Origin of the sequence: Oscillatoria sp. FACHB-1407 (genome assembly GCF_014697545.1) — a bacterium.
GTDB lineage: Bacteria > Cyanobacteriota > Cyanobacteriia > Elainellales > Elainellaceae > FACHB-1407.
Genome location: NZ_JACJSA010000009.1, coordinates 207471 through 223883 on the forward strand (window position 1 = coordinate 207471; position 16413 = coordinate 223883).

A 16413-nucleotide genomic window follows, 5' to 3' on the forward strand; every position below is an offset into this window, starting at 1 on the left:
CAATGGAGAACCCCAATGAGGCTTGACGGAAGAGTGGCTCTGGTGACGGGTAGTAGCCAGGGGATTGGACAGGGAATTGTGTTGCGTCTGGCTCAAGAAGGCGCAAACGTGGTGATTAACTACCGCTCACATCCCGAAGGTGCAGAAGAAACCCTGGCAAAGGTCGAGGCGATCGGTGGCAAATGTTTTATGGCGCAGTGTCCCAGTTCCAGCCAGGGATACACAGTGAAAGCGGATTTGGGGAGTGTACCTGAAATTCGTCAACTCATCGCTGAAAGCATTCAACACTTTGGCAAGCTCGACATTTTGGTAAATAATGCTGGAATCGAGAAACACGCTGCCTTTTGGGATGTCACTGAAGATGATTATGACGCCGTTATGAATGTCAACCTGAAAGGGGTCTTCTTTGCTACGCAAGCGTTTGTGCAGCATTTAATCGAGACGAAACGCACCGGGAAGATTATCAATATTAGTTCTGTCCACGAAGAACTACCGTTTCCCAACTTCACGGCTTACTGTGCCAGCAAAGGTGGGATGAAGATGATGACGCGCAACTTGGCGATCGAGTTGGGGGCTTTAGGCATCACGATCAACAACGTGGCTCCAGGGGCGATCGAGACTCCGATTAATACCAAGTTGTTGAATGATCCTGAGAAACTCGGTGCGCTGCTCAAAAACATTCCCTTGGGGCGGTTAGGTCAACCGGGAGATGTGGCGTCGCTGGTGGCATTCCTGGCATCGTCGGATGCGGATTACGTTACAGGCAGCACTTTCTTTGTTGATGGGGGGTTGCTCTGGAATTATCAGGAGCAATAGCCCATTGAATGTTAGATTGTTGAATTTTGATTTTGGATTGCAAGGGATTTGAACATTCATTTCTGAAATTGGTGTTAAGCCAGAATCCTATATTCAAAATCCAAACCTAACCTGCATGTGTTACCCATCAAGAGAGCCAAGCCATGCAAAGTTCGCCTTTATTCATTCCTGTGATTCTCGGCACACCGCGTCAGGGTCGTCAGAGTGAGTTTGTTGCCAAGTTTCTTGTAGAACAGGTTGGCAAACAGGACGGGGTTGAAACGGAGTTGATTGATATTCGGACGTTGCCAATTGCCACGAACGACGAGGGAGAGGGCATCAAAGATCCGGGGTTTTCGGCTCAGATGGAGCGAGCCGATGGGCTGATCATTGTAGCTCCGGAATATAACCACGGTTATCCCGGTATGCTCAAGCATGTTCTCGATACATGTTTGAAGGAATATATCCACAAAGCGGTGGGGATTTGTGGGGTGTCGGCGGGTCCCTTCGGTGGAACGAGGGTGATTCAAAATATGCTGCCCGTCATGCGTGAATTGGGACTTGTCACCATCTTCTATGACCTCAACTTCAGCAATGTCCAAACTTTGTTTGATGAGTCGGGCAAGTTGCTCGATCCAGATACCCAAATTCGACGGAGCGATCGCTTCATGCAGGAGTTGATCTGGATGTCTACGGTATTGCGCTATGGACGACAGGAGATGAAATGATTCATACTCTCCGCAAACACTATCTCGAATATTTGATGGAAGCAGCGGGATTAGGCATTTTTATGGTGTCTGCCAGTGTTGCCACTGTGTTGTTAGAACACCCAGCTTCACCACTTCGGCAATGGATCAATGATCCAACGCTGCGACGATTTGTGATTGGAGTCGCGATGGGACTGACCGCGATCGCCATCATCTATTCTCCTTGGGGAAAACAATCCGGTGCCCACATCAATCCGGCGGTGACGTTCACTTTCTTTCGACTCAAGAAGATCAAAGCGGTCGATGCAGCGTTCTACATCATTGCGCAATTTATGGGCGGGTGGTTGGGAGTGTTGCTGGCAGCAGGTATTTTGAGAGGAGCGATCGCCCATCCCAGTGTGAATTACGTTGTCACGATCCCCGGAGCGAGTGGGGTGGCGGTAGCGTTCGTGGCTGAACTTATAATTTCTTTTGGGCTGATGATGACGGTGTTAATTGTCTCAAATACGCCGAAACTTTCCCGATTTACAGGACTCTTTGCAGGGGTGCTGGTGGCAACCTACATCACCCTTGAGGCTCCTCTGTCGGGGATGAGTATGAACCCTGCCCGGACGCTTGCTTCAGCACTACCTGCCTCCGTCTGGACAGCCCTCTGGATTTATTTCGTTGCACCACTCACCGGAATGTTATGTGCGTCTGAATTATACGTGCGAGTGAATGGTAGAAGTGCTGTTCGTTGTGCCAAATTACATCACGATAACCATAAGCGATGCATTTTTAATTGCAATTATCGACAACAGCCGAGAGGCGATCGCGACTCATTATTGAGTGACAAATTACCGCTATGAAAACTCCGTTCTTTAAGCTACTTCAGCGATCTCTGTTGTCGCTTAGCGTTGCTGTAACGCTCGTCAGTACTTCCTCCTGGGGGGCGATCGCTTCAGTTCCTCAAGCTCCCGACAGTATTGCTGCTGAGTCGCGCCATTATACTCTGGGTACTAATGTTGTCGCTCAAGCACTGCCGCAAGTCAGAGTTCAAACGGTGGCAAGTGTGGGCATGACTGTCTCAGATATGGAGCGTGCCCTGGCATTTTACACGCAGGTCTTACCCTTTCGGGAAATCTCTGATGTGGAAGTGTGGGGCAGTGAGTATGAGCGGCTTCAAGGGGTGTTTGGCGTACGGATGCGAGTCGTGCGGCTTCAGTTGGGTAACGAAGTGATTGAGTTAACCGACTACCTCACACCCGAAGGCAGACCCATTCCAGCAGATTCTCGCAGTAACGATCGCTGGTTTCAACACATGGCGATCGTGGTTAGCGATATGGATGAAGCCTATCAGGTGTTGCGTCGTCACAATGTGCAGCATGTTTCTACTGCGCCTCAACGCCTTCCCGACTACATTCCTGCTGCCGCAGGGATTGAAGCATTTTATTTTCGTGATCCCGATGGACATAATTTAGAAATCATTTATTACCCGCCCGGTAAGGGTGATCCCAGATGGCAACAGCCCACGGATCAGCTATTTCTTGGTATTGACCATACAGCGATCGCTGTCTCTAACACAGATACTAGTCTTGCCTTTTATCGCGATGTGTTGGGGTTAGAGGTGGCAGGTGAAAGTGAAAACTACGGGACTGAGCAGGAACATCTCAACAATGTCTTTGGGGCGCGTCTGCGTATTAGTGGCTTAAGAGCACCTAATGGCATGGGCATTGAGTTCTTGGAATACGTGACTCCGCGTGATGGGCGATCGCTTCCGATGGATACTCGTGCGAACGATTTAGTGCACTGGCAAACAACATTAGTGGTAGAGAATGCAGACATAGCTGCACAACGTTTAAGGGAACGGGGATATACGTTTGTATCTTCTGATGTGATTGAAATGCAAGATGATCAATTGAACTTTCAAAGAGGATTTTTAGTGCGCGATCCAGATGGTCATGTAATGCGAATTATCGAGCGATAGGCTATCCCGCCGCATTAGAATTTCAACTTATTAGAATTTCGTGACACTGGAAGAGTGGCTCATGCGGCGACGATAGCTATATTGACCATACACATTTACCAGATACGGCATGGTATAGGTTAATGCAACCGAAATCCAACGCTCCTGGTTCATTTCGCCTCGCATGAAAGCAGGGCCGTGATTAATCAAAAACAGCAAAGAACCAACAAACACAGCGGTTTTTAAACCTGTGGGAATGAACTCTGCATCAAACAAGCTAAGAACAAAACCTTTAATGTGATTCATCTGTTGCATAGTTCGTTGTCAAAGAGGCATTGCGGATCTAATCTATGATTTTCGTGCGGGCGGTGCGCGAACCACCCCTCCCACCGGAACTGTTGCACAGAAATCATAGTCACATTCAGCAATGCCGTCAAAGATGTGGGATATCCAATCTTAAAACTGGGTTGTGTTCGCTTCAAAAGAATTTGTCTAAGGCTGTGACGCGATTGACTTCATAGCAAATCGCTTGATGCGACATGCGAACTTCGAGACCCGCATAGATTACACCAGCTAACAACAGGCAGGTTCCCACTAAAAACAGCAGCAGTGCCAGGGTGGCAACTAGACTCAAACTTGAGGCGACTGATAGGGCGATCGCAAACATACTCACCAGGAAAACGGCGATCGCACTGTAAATCAATAACACGGCTCGTTGGATCAGCCGATGACGGTGTTTGAGGAGTGGAATTTGACGGTCGATTTCCTGGAGACGCTCCAGCGAAAAAGCATCATTCATCTTGCCCGTGTGGAGCAGCTGTAAACGTTCGGTTGCCAGCGATCGGATGCGCTGTCCCACATAGATAAACCGTCCTAAAATGCCCCCTTGCGTGATAGCACACGCTGTTATCAAAACCACTGGAGCAATAATGAGTTGAATCGTTTGGGCAACATCGGTTGCGCTCATACATCGAGAATTGAAATAGACGTAACGGCGATCGCTTGCAAGCTAACTTTAAGTGTGAGGTTAATGGGGAACCGAGTACATGAATTTTTCCTGAGATTTCTCCTCAAAATGGCTAAGAATTGAGAATTAGATAGGTTCAACCCATGTGCGGCTTTTTCTGAAACTTCCACCCGTCCTAATCCTCACCCTAGCCCTCTCCCACAGGAGCTACCGTGTACACACAAATCTTCTGATTTAGCCTGTGCTGGGTTTGATCCTCCCTAACCCTCCTTAACAAGGAGGGGATCAGAGTGTACACACAATTCCTCGTAGCCCCCTACGTTCCCCAAAATTGGAAGAATTTGAGCCTTTGTCAAAAAGGGTTGACCTGATCAGAAGCACCCGTACTTGGAACCGATGCGAAGCGCGCTTTTGGGTGAACTGAAACACCTTCTGCTAGGGGGTTTGGGGGAGGCAGTGGCGTCCCCCAATCGGGGGTTTGGGGGAGAATCCCCCAATGCCTGCTTTTCAAACATCTAAATCAACCTAGCACAACGTCACACCTTATTTTTAGGATTGTCAGTCTCGCTCACGGCGCGAGCAAGATGTTCGCACTACCCTAATAACTGTGACGTAGCACTAGCACCTGATTTGGAAAGAAGCGGAGATGTGTGTACAGTAGCCCACAGGAGAGGGAACGGGAACTGCTGGAAGCCCTTCTCCTGCGGGAAAAGGATTGGGATGAGGGCAAATGAGGTACTCATCCTTCTCTCTTCATTCTTCGTTCTTCGTTCTTCATTCTTCATGCTTTCCCCTACGAGCCGCTTCCCAAAATCAGCAACCCAATCATCGTGCCGCTATTCCACAAACTGTGGAGCAACATCGGGGAGAGCAGACTGCGCGATCGCGTATAAACGACACCCAGGACGCAACCCAGCACCGCGAGAGGAACAACTTCGGAGAGACTGAGGTGGGCGATCGCAAAGATGACACTACTAATGGCGATCGCTCCTGGAACGGAGACGTATCGCGTTAGAGAAGGCAGCAGGAAGCCACGAAACAGGGTTTCCTCAAAGAGTGGGGCAGCGATCGCAGCGGTAAAGAAAAAGATGCCCAGCGAGAGGGGGTCAGCTTCCTCCAAAATAATTTTCAACAGGGGGTTACTGCCGCCCTGCCCCTGCCAGATTTGTTGATTGACCAGAGACACCAGAATCATCAGCGGCAGAGCAACCAGATAGCCGCCGAAGCCCCAGAGAAACCAGTTGCTTTGCCCCTGCAATCGGAACCAGTGGGCTGGTAAGGGAAAGAACGGCTTCACAGAAACATAGAGGATGAACAAAGCAATACCCGCCATCAGCAGGTAATAGGTCAACGCCGAAAAGGCTTGTAGTCGGCTCGCTGTCAGTGGGGCTTGTCCAGCAGTTTGCAAAAGCCGAGGTAGTCCTGTCACCACGAATCTGACCAAAAACGGCACAATGAATTGACCGACAAAGAAGAAACCGACGACTAACACTTGCAGGATGGTTTCCCAATCCCACGGGGTCTCCCACCGGGTATCTTCATTTTTGCTGAGTAATGCCTGCTTGCCTTTCAAAACCCGTTGTGCAATCAGAAAAATCAAGAGTGCAGCCCCAATCAAGCTGCCCACTAAAGGCAGTGTGTTTCCCAGAACTAGCTTAAATAGAGTTTGCTGAGCGATCTCCTGTTCAGCCGTTTGCAGGTCGGCAAGCGCATCGGGTCGCTGTTGTAATTGATAGAGCCGACGCAACGCCACATAGCGAAACCAGCCATCCAGGTTTTTTTGCAGTTGTGCTTCGGCGTCGGGCAAGAGGCGAGGCGGAGTAGACCATAAGCCAGCGAGGGTATTTGCTGTCTCGGTGAGAGGACTGCTGCGAGAGGGGTTGGCGATCGCTGACCAGGTTTGCAGGGCTGCTGCTGTTTGGTCGGTTTGAGTCTGCAACAGACCAATGCGGAGGTCGAGTTGTGTGAGGAGTTCTTGCTGTTGGTTGAGTGTGGTTTGCAGTGTTGTGACCGTTGGGTCAGGTTGGGGAGTATCGGAGTCCGCCAATGCTTGATTGAGGCGATCGCTCAGGCGAGATAGGTCAGTTTCGGCTGATCTCCGTAGCTCCTGATATTCCTCTAATGCGGTCTTAACGGGTTCTTCGCCTAACAAAGCTCTGCGGGTGTCAGCGTTAAACCCAAGTTCATTATCGTCAGGCACTTCTGTAACATGCAACAGCAAGTCAGTTTGATACAGTTCCAGACGGCTGCTGATCTGCTGTTCTCCAAAGCTGCCCAATAAGGCAAAACCAACGTAGATGACCACCAAAATTGCCAGCGCACCCAAAATAAATTGCTTTGGTTTGAACGGTACTGAGGTCATCCTTGTTTCCTAATTGGTTTCTTAAATGATGTTGTTGATGACTTAGTGTATTACGTTCACGCAGTGTCTTGACCGTACTATCGAATGAGATCGGTATTTCCCCTATTTCAACCGTCTTACTCGGTAGAAGAGTAGCTACATTCGATGGGACAGAAGCGAGTCAGGAAGCTTTCCCAGCATCAGAGTTTGAGCCATTGCCTCTGCCTTCAGCTTTCTGACCAAAGCTATATCAGGGAGGAGTACGAATCCGGGGTAAAATGCATCTGTTCAGATGTTCGTCGAATTTGGAGGACAAAGCCCTGACTACCCGTGTTATTTTGGTGCGCCACGGCATCAGCAGCTACAACGTTCAAAAGAGAGTTCAGGGTCACTGCGACGAGTCTACCTTGACAGAGGAAGGGCGGGATGCAGCTCGTAGCGTGGGTTCTGCATTGCAGGGCTTAGCCTTTGATGCGGCGTACAGTAGCCCTCTCAAGCGAGCACGAGAAACGGCTGAGTTGATCCTGTCAACCACGAATATCACCGTTTCACAAGGGCTGACGCTGACAGACAACCTCAAAGAAATTAATCTGGCATCCTGGGAAGGACTGACCTTTGATGAGGTTAAGGCGCAGTACCCAGCTGAATATCAGGCATGGCGCGATCGCCCCCACGAGCTCCAGATTGACCTCACCACGCCAGAGGGAACGGTACCCTTTTTCCCAGTAGTGGAGTTGTTTGAGCAAGCCAAGCAATTTTGGCGGGAGACGTTACCAAAGCACCCAGGGCAAACCATTTTAGTCGTGGCGCACAGTGGTATCAACCGGGCTCTGATCTGTAGTGCAGTAGGTCTGGGTGCCGATCGCCACCATGCGTTCTATCAGTCGAACTGTGGCATTAGCGTGCTCAACTTCTCTGGCGAACTGGGGCAACCTGTCCAGCTAGAGTCGGTTAACCTGACCTCTCACATGGGCTTGCCCATTCCAAGACTCAAGTCCGACCAGCGAGGCGTTCGGCTGTTGCTGGTGCGTCACGGTGAGACGGAATGGAACCGCCAGAAGAAGTTTCAGGGACAGATCGACGTGCCCCTCAACGATCAGGGGCGGGTGCAGTCGGGGCAGGCAGCAGCGTTTTTGCGAGATATCCCCATCGATCGCGCAGTCAGCAGCCCGATGTTGCGCCCCAAGGAAACGGCGGAGATTATTTTGGAGAAGCATCCCAATATCAAGCTGGAACTGGACGATCGCCTCTGTGAGATTGGTCACGGCTTGTGGGAAGGCAAGCTAGAAGAAGAGATTCGCGCTCTATATCCAGTTGAGTTAGAGCAGTGGCAGCGATCGCCAGAAACCGTGCAGATGCCAGAGGGAGAAAACCTGCAACAAGTGTGGGATCGGGCGATTGCTGCCTGGAATGACATTGTGCAAACAAGCCGCACTGAGGGCGATCGCGTGCCGACGGTGCTGGTGGTGGCTCACGATGCGATTAACAAAGCGATTCTCTGTTATGTGGCAGGGCTGGGTCCCGAATCCTTCTGGTCATTCAAACAGGGGAATGGAGCCGTCACCGTGATTGATTACGCCGCCGATCCCGAAACCCCACCGATGATCCAGGCACTCAACATCACCACTCACCTGGGCGGAGTCCTCGATCGCACCGCCGCAGGAGCACTATAGGGAAAGGCTGAAGGATGAAGGATGAAACCGGACTCTTCCCTGCTCTTATCCTTTATCCTTTATCGTTTATCCTTCGTTTTTCAGTCCTATGTCCAGCGAACTGATCCGACAAGTACGAGTCCTCGATCCCGCTTCAAATAGCGATCGCGTTGCGGATGTGCTGATCGTAGACGGCATCATTGAAGCCATTGAGGGACACATCGCTGATGCGCCAGAAGGGACACAGGAGTATGATTCCCCCGGTCTGGTGCTGGGTTCGGGTCTGGTGGATTTGTACAGCCACTCCGGAGAGCCGGGGTTTGAGTCGCGTGAGACACTGCTTTCCCTACTGCGATCGGCAGCAGCAGGCGGATTCACTCGGATTGCCATTCTACCCAACACCAATCCGGCGATCGACCAGCCTTCTATGGTGGAATGGATGCGATCGCAACTGAAGGGGATGCCCCATGCTTCAACGCAACTCTATTACTGGGGAGCACTGACCCTGGGGCTTGAGGGTAAGCAGATGACGGAGTTAACCGAACTGGCAGCCGAAGTCGTGGGGTTTGCTGATGGGCGACCGCTGCCCTCTGGGATGCTGCTGCCCCGCTTGCTGGAGTATGCTCAACCCCTTCATAAACCGATCGCTTTGTGGGGATGCAACGCCGATTTAAATGCGGGTGGAGCCGTGCGCGAGGGACTGGAGGCTCTGCGACTGGGGCTACCAGGGATACCTGCAATCGCTGAAACAACGGCGATCGCCTCAATTTTGGAATGTGTGGAGGCATTGAGAACTCCGGTTCACCTGATGCGCGTCTCCACGGCTCGTGGTGTGGAGTTGATCCGCACGGCAAAAGCACGAGGCTTGCCCATTACCGCCAGCACCACCTGGATGCATCTCCTGCTCGACATCACGGCTGTTGCAAGTTATGACCCCAGCCTGCATCTCGATCCGCCATTGGGTAACCCGGAAGACCGTCAGGCTTTAGTGCAGGGGTTGCGGGAAGGTGTGCTCGATGCGATCGCGGTTGACCACACTCCCTACACCTATGAGGAGAAAACCGTTGCCTTTGCCGAGTCACCCCCAGGGGCGATCGGGTTAGAGTTAGCATTGCCTTTGCTCTGGGAAACCTTCGTCAGTTCACAGCAGTGGTCAGCCCTGGAGTTGTGGCAATATCTCAGCACTCGTCCGGCACAGTGTTTGGGGCAATCCCCTGCGATCGTTCAACCCGGTAAGGCGGCGGAGTTGGCTCTGTTTGACCCCACTCTTTCCTGGGAGGTTACTCCCCAATCGTTAAAGTCCTACTCAACAAACACACCCTGGTTGGGGCAATCTATTACAGGACGGGTGATTCAAACCTGGGGAGGGCAGGTTTGATATAAAAATCTTGAAAGCTTACGGGCACTCCTGGTCAGAAGATCCAGCAATTTTCGTAAAGAGGATGTTATAATGAATAACGCGATGGCGAGTGTAGCCAAGAGGTTAAGGCAGCGGATTGTGGTTCCGCCATTCGTGGGTTCGAGTCCCATCATTCGCCCTTGTTTCAGACTAGTTAAATCATTAGATCGGGTGAACCGGGAGGACGAAGAGCTTGAATGTCTTATCTGGGTATCTTAAGCATATCGGTATAAGCTAACTCAGATATGTATTCAGCCTCTCTCTTTCCAACGCCCCTTACCATGGACTCATCCGAAAGCGATCTTGACCAGCTCATTCAAGAAATTCGTCAAGCCATTAGTTCTGATCCATCCATCCTGGAAGTGGTGCGATCGCTACAACAAAAGCACCGCCAAGAGCATGGAGTCGATCCTGTGTGGGATGAGTTGCTGGCTAAGTTAGATGACTACATGAGTTAGTCACCGATACAAACAGATATTTCTCATACGTCCCCGCTATATTGTGGGATGACTTTCAAATGCTGAAACTGAGTAGTCTGAGCATTACTGAGTCCAGCCTACAAAGACACGCCATTTGAAGTTTCTATAGCCATATCCGATGGGGTGGAGGCGAGTCAGGAAGCCTTCCCAGCATCAGGGTTTGACCCATTGCCTTTGTCCTAAGCTTTCTGACCAAAGCCATACCACAACCGCGTCAATTTAAGGTTAGGGTGACAAATCCAGCGAGAGGATTAGGTCAGTATTTTCGTCAATTTGCAGCGAATTGAGAGTTACCTCAGTCGGAGCTCTGCCCGGAGACGGATTTGAACGGGTTGACACAAGTTGAGGTTTCGCCGCAATGGCACGGGCGATCGCCCGAAGTCGCCGTTCCTGATCATGGGTGATGGAGTAGATATTGTTGCCCAAACCGGGTGCGTTCCACCGTCCTGAATCGGGATCAAGGTAAGAGCGAGTTCTCGCCCACAACACTGCATCGGTTCCCTGTAACCCCATTTCGCGAGCTTGATGTAGGCGATCGATATAACCGCCTCGGCTTAACGCTGCTCTGGGAGACTGATTAGCCAGATCAATGCCGTTCAACTCCTCCTCTAAGGTTAGCTGCAATCCCTTACTGGCAGCTGCCTGGCGCAATTCCATCGCTTGATTGCGAAGTCGCCGTAGCTGACGCTGATCGGCTTCCTCTGGGGACTTGGCTCCATGCTGATAGGAAAATGTTCCCAAGTTCCACACACCGTTGCCGGGGTCAACGTGTCCTCGATAGGCAGGAGTTTTCCCCCCGTCGGGAGTTCGAGTGCCCTCTGCGCTGCCAACTGCTCTGGCTACGAGAGACTGAGTGCCACCGTAAAACAACCCATCCAACTCAGCAAAATCTTGTAATGAGGCAGATAACCCAGGGGATGCTGGAGGATTTACAGTCGCTTGTGCAGCCGTGGGAATCTGTTCTTGCTCAAAACTGAGGATGCCATCAGAGTTGGAGCGGTTTGCTCTGGTTTGCGGTGCTGCTTGGGGCGTTGCTTGGGGCGTTGCTTGGGGCGTTGCTTGGGGCGATCGCACCGCTCTCGGTTGGGTTGTTGCGCTGGGTTGGGGGGCGGGGGCAACCTGAGCGACCTGTGGGTTGGCAGTTGGACGGGTAGCCGGGGCAACAATCTCCGGTGGCGGGGGTAGTTTGGCAGTGTCGGCGGGTTTGCTTTCAGACCCCAACGGTGCGGCGGGTGCCTCTACCGGAATCGCCAGCGGCATAACCTGGGTTTCGTCGGTGGCTGCGATGCCATCGGTGGGTTTGGGGGCAGATGAACCAGCGGCATCTACCTTTTCAGGAGCAGCATCAGGCGCAAGCGAAAAATCTAGTCCAATCGAGGAGGCATCGGTTGCTGTTGCAGCGGGGGCAAGTCCTAGTGCGATCGCCACCATACCGATCGCCGCAAAACAATGTTTTTTCATAACCGGAAACGCAACAATTAAGCTGAAATGAACTGGGGAATGCGTGAGCTTGACCGTACACCCTGATCAACGTTGAAAGACAAACGAGTATCCTGCGTATTCATTGCCCTCATAGAGCACTACAAACCAGGTTTGTGGGTCAAAGGCGAGGGGATAGGCTTCTCGTTCGGCGGTGACTCCCGCCCGAATTTCGACATTGGGCAGGAGGCAATACGGCTCACTGACGATCGCCCGAATGGCTTCCTTTGTGTCTCGCTCTGGTACGTTCAACAACCGGGCTAATTCATCCCGTGATAGTACGGATTGAGATTGCACCACTTCCTGACAAACATTGCTGGGAGCCGCAGGCTTAAACAATGTCCGTACATCTGCCAGTACCCCCACGAGAACCAGCATGGTTCCACCGGCTAGCAGATACTTCACATTCGGTGGGCTTTTAGGCTGAGGTTTCTGGGGTTTACGCTTCATCTTCCTGTTCATCTGCCTGTCCTCCCAGGGCTAGTACAAAACAAGACAACACGATCATGAGCCAGACGGCTCCCATCACAATGCTCATAGCTTTCCTCCCAGCAGCAATCCAATCATGACCAGAATCAACCGATAGCCCAGGACTAAACTCAACTGCGGCATGAGGGTCGATAAGCCAACCGCGATCGCCGCTGGAGTAACAATGCCAATCAGGACAGGTATCCAAAAATCGGTTGAGCTTGCCAGGAGCCAATCCATCACAATCCGGACGGCAGCAGAAGCTGCAATCCAGGCGATCGCCTCTGCTAACGCTGAGGTGAATTCGGTTGGAGGTTGGAGCCATTTTTGTAGGGCTACCCCATCCCGATTGCGAGAAATTGAGCGATGATGGATCGAGTGAAGACGATAGTCGTCGAGGGGGCGTTGTCGGATTTGCATTCGCAGTTACTCCTGAGATTTCACGGGGGCTTAATGAATGCTTGATGCTTGCTGAAGCGATATTGATACAGTATTTATAGTACATCCGTATTTATATGGTACAAGTGTACTATATCTCTTCTGATAGGTGATCGCAAATTTTTTGAATTTCATTACAAGTTGGATAGAGCCATAGCTCATCTGTCTTGAACTCCGCGTTAGACAGAGGGTGAGGCATGGCTTCCACTCCTCCTAACCCAGTGCTTCGCCTCTGTGCCCCATCCTGCTGAACGGCGAAGGCTACAAACTCAATGCAACGTGATAATTTGACAGGAGCAGGTTTAAGAGTTTGAATCATCCACCATGTCAGATGCCAGCCCAATTTATCCCCAAACCTCTATGCGTTGGATCAAACTACGCCAACGTCTGACTCCCTACTTATTTCTGCTACCTGCGCTGGTGGTGCTGTCACTGACAGTCTTTTACCCTGCCCTCCAAGCCTTCTACCTCAGCTTTACTCGCTACGAATTTGATCTGACCCAACCTCCCATATGGGTTGGCTCTGAGAATCTCCAAACGTTGCTCAAGGACGAGATTTTTTGGAAGACCCTGATCAACACACTCATCTACCTGGTTGGAGTCGTGCCGATTTTGGTGACGGTGCCCTTAGGGTTAGCGATTCTGGTGAATCGGGTACTGCCTGGGATGCACTGGTTTCGAGCGGCGTACTATACCCCCGTGGTGATCTCAATGGTGGTTGCTGGCATTGCGTGGCGATGGTTATATTCCGAAACGGGGTTGCTCAATCAACTGCTGCGAGCATTAAACCTGTCGGAGGAGGGTATCCCCTGGTTGACCAGCCCAAAATTTGCACTATTCAGCGTCATGGCAGTCACCATTTGGAAGGGATTGGGCTATTACATGGTGATTTATTTAGCAGGGTTGCAATCGATTCCGGCAGATCTTTACGAAGCAGCGGCGATCGACGGTTCCGATGGTTGGCAAAAACATTGGGATATTACCATTCCTCTCATGCGACCCTATTTGTTTTTGGTTGCTGTGATTTCAGCGATTTCAGCGACCAAAGTGTTTGAAGAAGTCTACATCATGACCCAGGGTGGCCCGCGTAACAGCTCTAAAACGATTGTGTATTACGTTTATGAGAAAGCTTTTCAGGATTTGGAGATGAGCTATGCCTGTGCGGTGGGATTGGTGCTGTTTTTGCTGATTCTCAGCCTGTCAGTGGTGCGGTTGATGCTCAATCGCCAGTCTACGCCTGTCAGTTTGTAGTCGATTTTTGTCGATAATGGATAAGCTCCACTCTGACCACAATCCACTCTGACAAATATTTGACAAACATCTGATGACTCCAGGGCAAGAAAACGTTGAAGCCACTTTGAATCGCTTTGCTCACTTTGGGGTGGAGTTGGGCTTAGAGCGGATTGAGCAATTGCTGAATAATCTGGGCAACCCCCATCAGCAGATTCCCGTTCTGCATGTAGCAGGAAGTAATGGTAAAGGCTCCGTCTGTGCCTATTTGTCGGCAGTGTTAACTCATGCTGGATATCGCGTTGGGCGTTACACCTCACCCCATTTAATTGATTGGTGCGAGCGCATTTGTATTAACGAGCAACCGATCGCCCCTACTGATTTAAGTCAACTCCTGCAACGGGTAATAGCTGCTATTGAAGCCGATCGCCCCTCGCCGACTCAATTTGAGGTGATTACTGCTGCTGCCTGGCTGTATTTTGCAGAGTGCCAGGTGGATATCGCCGTGATTGAAGTGGGTTTAGGTGGGCGGTTGGATGCGACTAACGTCTGCGATCGCCCCCTTGCCAGCATCATTACCTCCCTCAGCCGAGAACATTGGCAGCGACTGGGACCAACCCTGGCAGATATCGCCCGCGAAAAAGCTGGGATTCTTAAACCAAAATGTCCGGCGATTTTAGCGGATTTTCCTCCGGATGCAGAGGCTGTGGTGCGGCAACGGGCGACCGACTTGGATTGTCCGACCTATTGGATGGAACCGTCTCGCGACCTGGGAGATAGCTGGGCAGAATACACCGGAGCAGGGGTGACTCCTCCGGGTCAGTCATTTTCCTATCCGTTGAAATATCTCTTGCCCTTGCCCGGTGCTCACCAGTTAGCGAACTCGGCTCTAGCCATCACAGCCCTGCAACTCCTGCAATCCCAGGGATGGGCGATCGACTCAACCACGATCGCTGAAGGTATCGCAAAAACGCGGTGGTTTGCCCGCTTGCAGTGGACTACCTGGCAGGGGCGATCGCTCCTAATTGACGGAGCCCATAACCCAGCGGGGGCGATTGCGTTGCGGCACTACGTCGATCACAGTGATAAGGTGCGATCGCCAATTCAGTGGGTGATGGGAATGCTGGACAACAAAGATCACGCCGATGTATTGCAGGCATTGCTGCGTCCGGGCGATCGTCTCTATTTGGTGCCTGTGCCCGACCATGCTTCTGCGGATCTGGACATGCTGACGGCATTAGCCCTGAAGATTTGTCCCGATCTGGTGGAATGTCGCTCCTGTACGACGGTGCTACAAGGGTTACAAGCTGCATTTCAAGCCAGTGAGGCTGAATCCACAAAAGGAACAACGGTTTTGTGTGGTTCGTTGTACCTCATTGGGGATTTTTTCCGTACGATTCAACCTCCGGCAAACGCTTAATTTAAGAAGCGTCTTCACGGCGGCGCAGTTGAGGGGAATTAGCGTACCAGCGTTGGGCAAGACTATTTAACTGATCCAAGATGCCAACAAGCTCTAAACCGCGATCGGTCAAACCATAGGTGACCTGTGGCGGTACGGTCGGCTCATAGTGCCGATAGAGAATGCCCTCCTGCTCCAGCATTCGTAGACGCTCAGTCAACACTTTTGTAGAAATTCCGTCAATTTGTCGGCGCAATGCGCCAAAGCGGGTAGCTCCATGCGTGGATAACACCCAGAGAAGATACATCGTCCAGGGTCCTGATAAAACTCCCATGAGAATGCCGACTGGGCAGGGCTGTAACTGAGAGGGGGCACGAGATGACATGGCTGGAGACTGGATAGCGACTGGTAGTTACTTTAAAGTTCCTACTTCCCTTTCGTAAGTAGTTACTTTTAGTATCTATTGTAGGCAACGATGTACAACTCAAGTAGAGGTTTCTTTCTATGGTGGCGATCGCGATTGTCTATTTTTCCGGTTCAGGACACACTCACCTCATGGCAGAAGCTGTAGCGGCGGGAGCCAGCAGCGTGGCAGATAGCACCGTTGAACTGTTGCGAATCACAGGCGAGCAGATCGTTAGTGGTCGCTGGCAAGACAATGCCATCCTGGAAAAGTTGAGTCGGGCGGATGCCATTGTGTTCGGTACTCCGACTTACATGGGAGGCGTTGCGGCTCAATTTAAGGCGTTTGTTGATGCTACCAGTTCTGTCTGGTTTAACCAGCAGTGGAAGAATAAGATTGCAGGTGGATTTACCCACTCCAGTTCGCTCAGTGGCGATAAGCAAAGCACGTTGCTGTATCTCTCAGTTCATGCCGCTCAACACAGCATGATTTGGGTTGGAGTTGGCGATCTCCCCAGCAATTATCTGGGTAAGACCGATGGCTTAAATCGGTTAGGTTCTTTCTTGGGGGTGATGGGTCATAGCCCATTGGATATGAGCGGTGCCCCTGCTGAACTTGATCCCGGCGATCGCCTCACGGCTGAAGTCTACGGAAAACGCATTGTGGAAGCAACCCATCGCTGGGCAAAACAGTTAGTCGCTGCTTAAAGGA

At 51.3% G+C, this 16413-nt stretch carries 18 protein-coding genes and 1 tRNA gene; 11 read left to right on the top strand and 8 right to left on the bottom strand.

Going from position 1 to position 16413, the window contains the following annotated elements; all coding sequences use genetic code 11:
• Window positions 1–15 precede the first annotated feature (15 nt).
• From H6G89_RS16780 to H6G89_RS16795, 4 genes are all read left to right on the top strand, one after another.
• On the top strand, window positions 16–816 hold the full coding sequence (locus H6G89_RS16780) for an SDR family NAD(P)-dependent oxidoreductase (RefSeq protein WP_190508365.1): 801 nt from the start codon (window positions 16–18) through the stop codon (window positions 814–816).
• 143 nt (window positions 817–959) lie between these two features.
• Window positions 960–1523, top strand: coding sequence for an NADPH-dependent FMN reductase (locus H6G89_RS16785; protein WP_190508367.1), 564 nt, complete (start codon window positions 960–962; stop codon window positions 1521–1523).
• A complete protein-coding gene (locus H6G89_RS16790; protein WP_190508369.1) occupies window positions 1520–2350 on the top strand; it encodes an MIP/aquaporin family protein in 831 nt (276 codons plus the stop codon). The genes H6G89_RS16785 and H6G89_RS16790 overlap by 4 nt, the downstream gene beginning before the upstream one ends.
• Complete coding sequence (locus H6G89_RS16795; protein ID WP_190508371.1) at window positions 2347–3468, top strand: VOC family protein; 1122 nt, start codon at window positions 2347–2349, stop codon at window positions 3466–3468. The genes H6G89_RS16790 and H6G89_RS16795 overlap by 4 nt, the downstream gene beginning before the upstream one ends.
• A 30-nt stretch (window positions 3469–3498) precedes the next feature.
• On the opposite strand, the gene nrtS is transcribed toward H6G89_RS16795, so the two are convergent.
• The 3 genes from nrtS to H6G89_RS16810 all read right to left on the bottom strand — a co-directional run bounded on the left by nrtS (window position 3499) and on the right by H6G89_RS16810 (window position 6776).
• Entirely contained in the window at window positions 3499–3762 is a 264-nt protein-coding gene (nrtS, locus tag H6G89_RS16800; RefSeq protein ID WP_242059980.1) for a nitrate/nitrite transporter NrtS, read from the bottom strand.
• 163 nt (window positions 3763–3925) lie between these two features.
• Window positions 3926–4414, bottom strand: coding sequence for a DUF2721 domain-containing protein (locus H6G89_RS16805; RefSeq protein ID WP_190508373.1), 489 nt, complete (start codon window positions 4412–4414; stop codon window positions 3926–3928).
• Window positions 4415–5207: 793 nt separating this feature from the next.
• On the bottom strand, window positions 5208–6776 hold the full coding sequence (locus tag H6G89_RS16810) for a CPBP family intramembrane glutamic endopeptidase (RefSeq protein ID WP_190508375.1): 1569 nt from the start codon (window positions 6774–6776) through the stop codon (window positions 5208–5210).
• 299 nt (window positions 6777–7075) lie between these two features.
• Here H6G89_RS16810 and H6G89_RS16815 point away from each other — a divergent pair, with 299 nt between their 5' ends.
• The 4 genes from H6G89_RS16815 (at window position 7076) to H6G89_RS16830 (ending at window position 10264) form a co-directional block, all read left to right on the top strand.
• The gene (locus tag H6G89_RS16815; RefSeq protein ID WP_339384634.1) at window positions 7076–8428 is read left to right on the top strand and encodes a histidine phosphatase family protein; all 1353 of its coding nucleotides are present in this window, start codon (window positions 7076–7078) and stop codon (window positions 8426–8428) included.
• An 88-nt stretch (window positions 8429–8516) separates the two neighbouring features.
• The gene (locus tag H6G89_RS16820; protein ID WP_190508378.1) at window positions 8517–9785 is read left to right on the top strand and encodes a dihydroorotase; all 1269 of its coding nucleotides are present in this window, start codon (window positions 8517–8519) and stop codon (window positions 9783–9785) included.
• A gap of 87 nt (window positions 9786–9872) precedes the next feature.
• Window positions 9873–9945: transfer RNA gene (locus H6G89_RS16825), tRNA-His, on the top strand.
• 142 nt (window positions 9946–10087) lie between these two features.
• Window positions 10088–10264, top strand: coding sequence for a hypothetical protein (locus tag H6G89_RS16830; RefSeq protein WP_190508381.1), 177 nt, complete (start codon window positions 10088–10090; stop codon window positions 10262–10264).
• 246 nt (window positions 10265–10510) lie between these two features.
• On the opposite strand, the gene H6G89_RS16835 is transcribed toward H6G89_RS16830, so the two are convergent.
• The 4 genes from H6G89_RS16835 to H6G89_RS16850 form a co-directional block, all read right to left on the bottom strand.
• Window positions 10511–11746 carry a hypothetical protein gene (locus H6G89_RS16835; RefSeq protein WP_190508383.1) on the bottom strand — a complete coding sequence of 412 codons (1236 nt, stop codon included), beginning with the start codon at window positions 11744–11746 and terminating at the stop codon, window positions 10511–10513.
• Window positions 11747–11812: 66 nt separating this feature from the next.
• Window positions 11813–12214 carry a hypothetical protein gene (locus H6G89_RS16840; protein WP_190508385.1) on the bottom strand — a complete coding sequence of 134 codons (402 nt, stop codon included), beginning with the start codon at window positions 12212–12214 and terminating at the stop codon, window positions 11813–11815.
• Window positions 12215–12298: 84 nt separating this feature from the next.
• A complete protein-coding gene (locus H6G89_RS16845) occupies window positions 12299–12652 on the bottom strand; it encodes a hypothetical protein (protein WP_190508387.1) in 354 nt (117 codons plus the stop codon).
• Window positions 12653–12761: 109 nt separating this feature from the next.
• Window positions 12762–12989 carry a hypothetical protein gene (locus tag H6G89_RS16850; RefSeq protein ID WP_190508389.1) on the bottom strand — a complete coding sequence of 76 codons (228 nt, stop codon included), beginning with the start codon at window positions 12987–12989 and terminating at the stop codon, window positions 12762–12764.
• 41 nt (window positions 12990–13030) lie between these two features.
• On the opposite strand from H6G89_RS16850, the gene H6G89_RS16855 reads away from it, so the two are divergent.
• On the top strand, window positions 13031–13921 hold the full coding sequence (locus tag H6G89_RS16855; protein WP_190508522.1) for an ABC transporter permease subunit: 891 nt from the start codon (window positions 13031–13033) through the stop codon (window positions 13919–13921).
• 73 nt (window positions 13922–13994) lie between these two features.
• Window positions 13995–15320 carry a bifunctional folylpolyglutamate synthase/dihydrofolate synthase gene (locus tag H6G89_RS16860; RefSeq protein ID WP_190508391.1) on the top strand — a complete coding sequence of 442 codons (1326 nt, stop codon included), beginning with the start codon at window positions 13995–13997 and terminating at the stop codon, window positions 15318–15320.
• A gap of 1 nt (window position 15321) precedes the next feature.
• Here H6G89_RS16860 and H6G89_RS16865 read toward each other — a convergent pair whose 3' ends face one another.
• Complete coding sequence (locus H6G89_RS16865) at window positions 15322–15684, bottom strand: winged helix-turn-helix transcriptional regulator (RefSeq protein WP_190508393.1); 363 nt, start codon at window positions 15682–15684, stop codon at window positions 15322–15324.
• A gap of 119 nt (window positions 15685–15803) precedes the next feature.
• Between H6G89_RS16865 and H6G89_RS16870 the strand changes: the two genes are divergently transcribed.
• The gene (locus H6G89_RS16870) at window positions 15804–16409 is read left to right on the top strand and encodes a flavodoxin family protein (RefSeq protein ID WP_190508395.1); all 606 of its coding nucleotides are present in this window, start codon (window positions 15804–15806) and stop codon (window positions 16407–16409) included.
• The last annotated feature ends 4 nt before the right edge of the window (window positions 16410–16413 follow it).

Coding starts and splice junctions, on each gene's coding strand:
- H6G89_RS16780 (WP_190508365.1), top strand. CDS start 16: ATGAGGCTTGACGGAAGAGTGGCTCTGGTGACGGGTAGTAGCCAGGGG.
- H6G89_RS16785 (WP_190508367.1), top strand. CDS start 960: ATGCAAAGTTCGCCTTTATTCATTCCTGTGATTCTCGGCACACCGCGT.
- H6G89_RS16790 (WP_190508369.1), top strand. CDS start 1,520: ATGATTCATACTCTCCGCAAACACTATCTCGAATATTTGATGGAAGCA.
- H6G89_RS16795 (WP_190508371.1), top strand. CDS start 2,347: ATGAAAACTCCGTTCTTTAAGCTACTTCAGCGATCTCTGTTGTCGCTT.
- nrtS (WP_242059980.1), bottom strand. CDS start 3,762: ATGCAACAGATGAATCACATTAAAGGTTTTGTTCTTAGCTTGTTTGAT.
- H6G89_RS16805 (WP_190508373.1), bottom strand. CDS start 4,414: ATGAGCGCAACCGATGTTGCCCAAACGATTCAACTCATTATTGCTCCA.
- H6G89_RS16810 (WP_190508375.1), bottom strand. CDS start 6,776: ATGACCTCAGTACCGTTCAAACCAAAGCAATTTATTTTGGGTGCGCTG.
- H6G89_RS16820 (WP_190508378.1), top strand. CDS start 8,517: ATGTCCAGCGAACTGATCCGACAAGTACGAGTCCTCGATCCCGCTTCA.
- H6G89_RS16830 (WP_190508381.1), top strand. CDS start 10,088: ATGGACTCATCCGAAAGCGATCTTGACCAGCTCATTCAAGAAATTCGT.
- H6G89_RS16835 (WP_190508383.1), bottom strand. CDS start 11,746: ATGAAAAAACATTGTTTTGCGGCGATCGGTATGGTGGCGATCGCACTA.
- H6G89_RS16840 (WP_190508385.1), bottom strand. CDS start 12,214: ATGAAGCGTAAACCCCAGAAACCTCAGCCTAAAAGCCCACCGAATGTG.
- H6G89_RS16845 (WP_190508387.1), bottom strand. CDS start 12,652: ATGCAAATCCGACAACGCCCCCTCGACGACTATCGTCTTCACTCGATC.
- H6G89_RS16850 (WP_190508389.1), bottom strand. CDS start 12,989: ATGATTCAAACTCTTAAACCTGCTCCTGTCAAATTATCACGTTGCATT.
- H6G89_RS16855 (WP_190508522.1), top strand. CDS start 13,031: ATGCGTTGGATCAAACTACGCCAACGTCTGACTCCCTACTTATTTCTG.
- H6G89_RS16860 (WP_190508391.1), top strand. CDS start 13,995: ATGACTCCAGGGCAAGAAAACGTTGAAGCCACTTTGAATCGCTTTGCT.
- H6G89_RS16865 (WP_190508393.1), bottom strand. CDS start 15,684: ATGTCATCTCGTGCCCCCTCTCAGTTACAGCCCTGCCCAGTCGGCATT.
- H6G89_RS16870 (WP_190508395.1), top strand. CDS start 15,804: ATGGTGGCGATCGCGATTGTCTATTTTTCCGGTTCAGGACACACTCAC.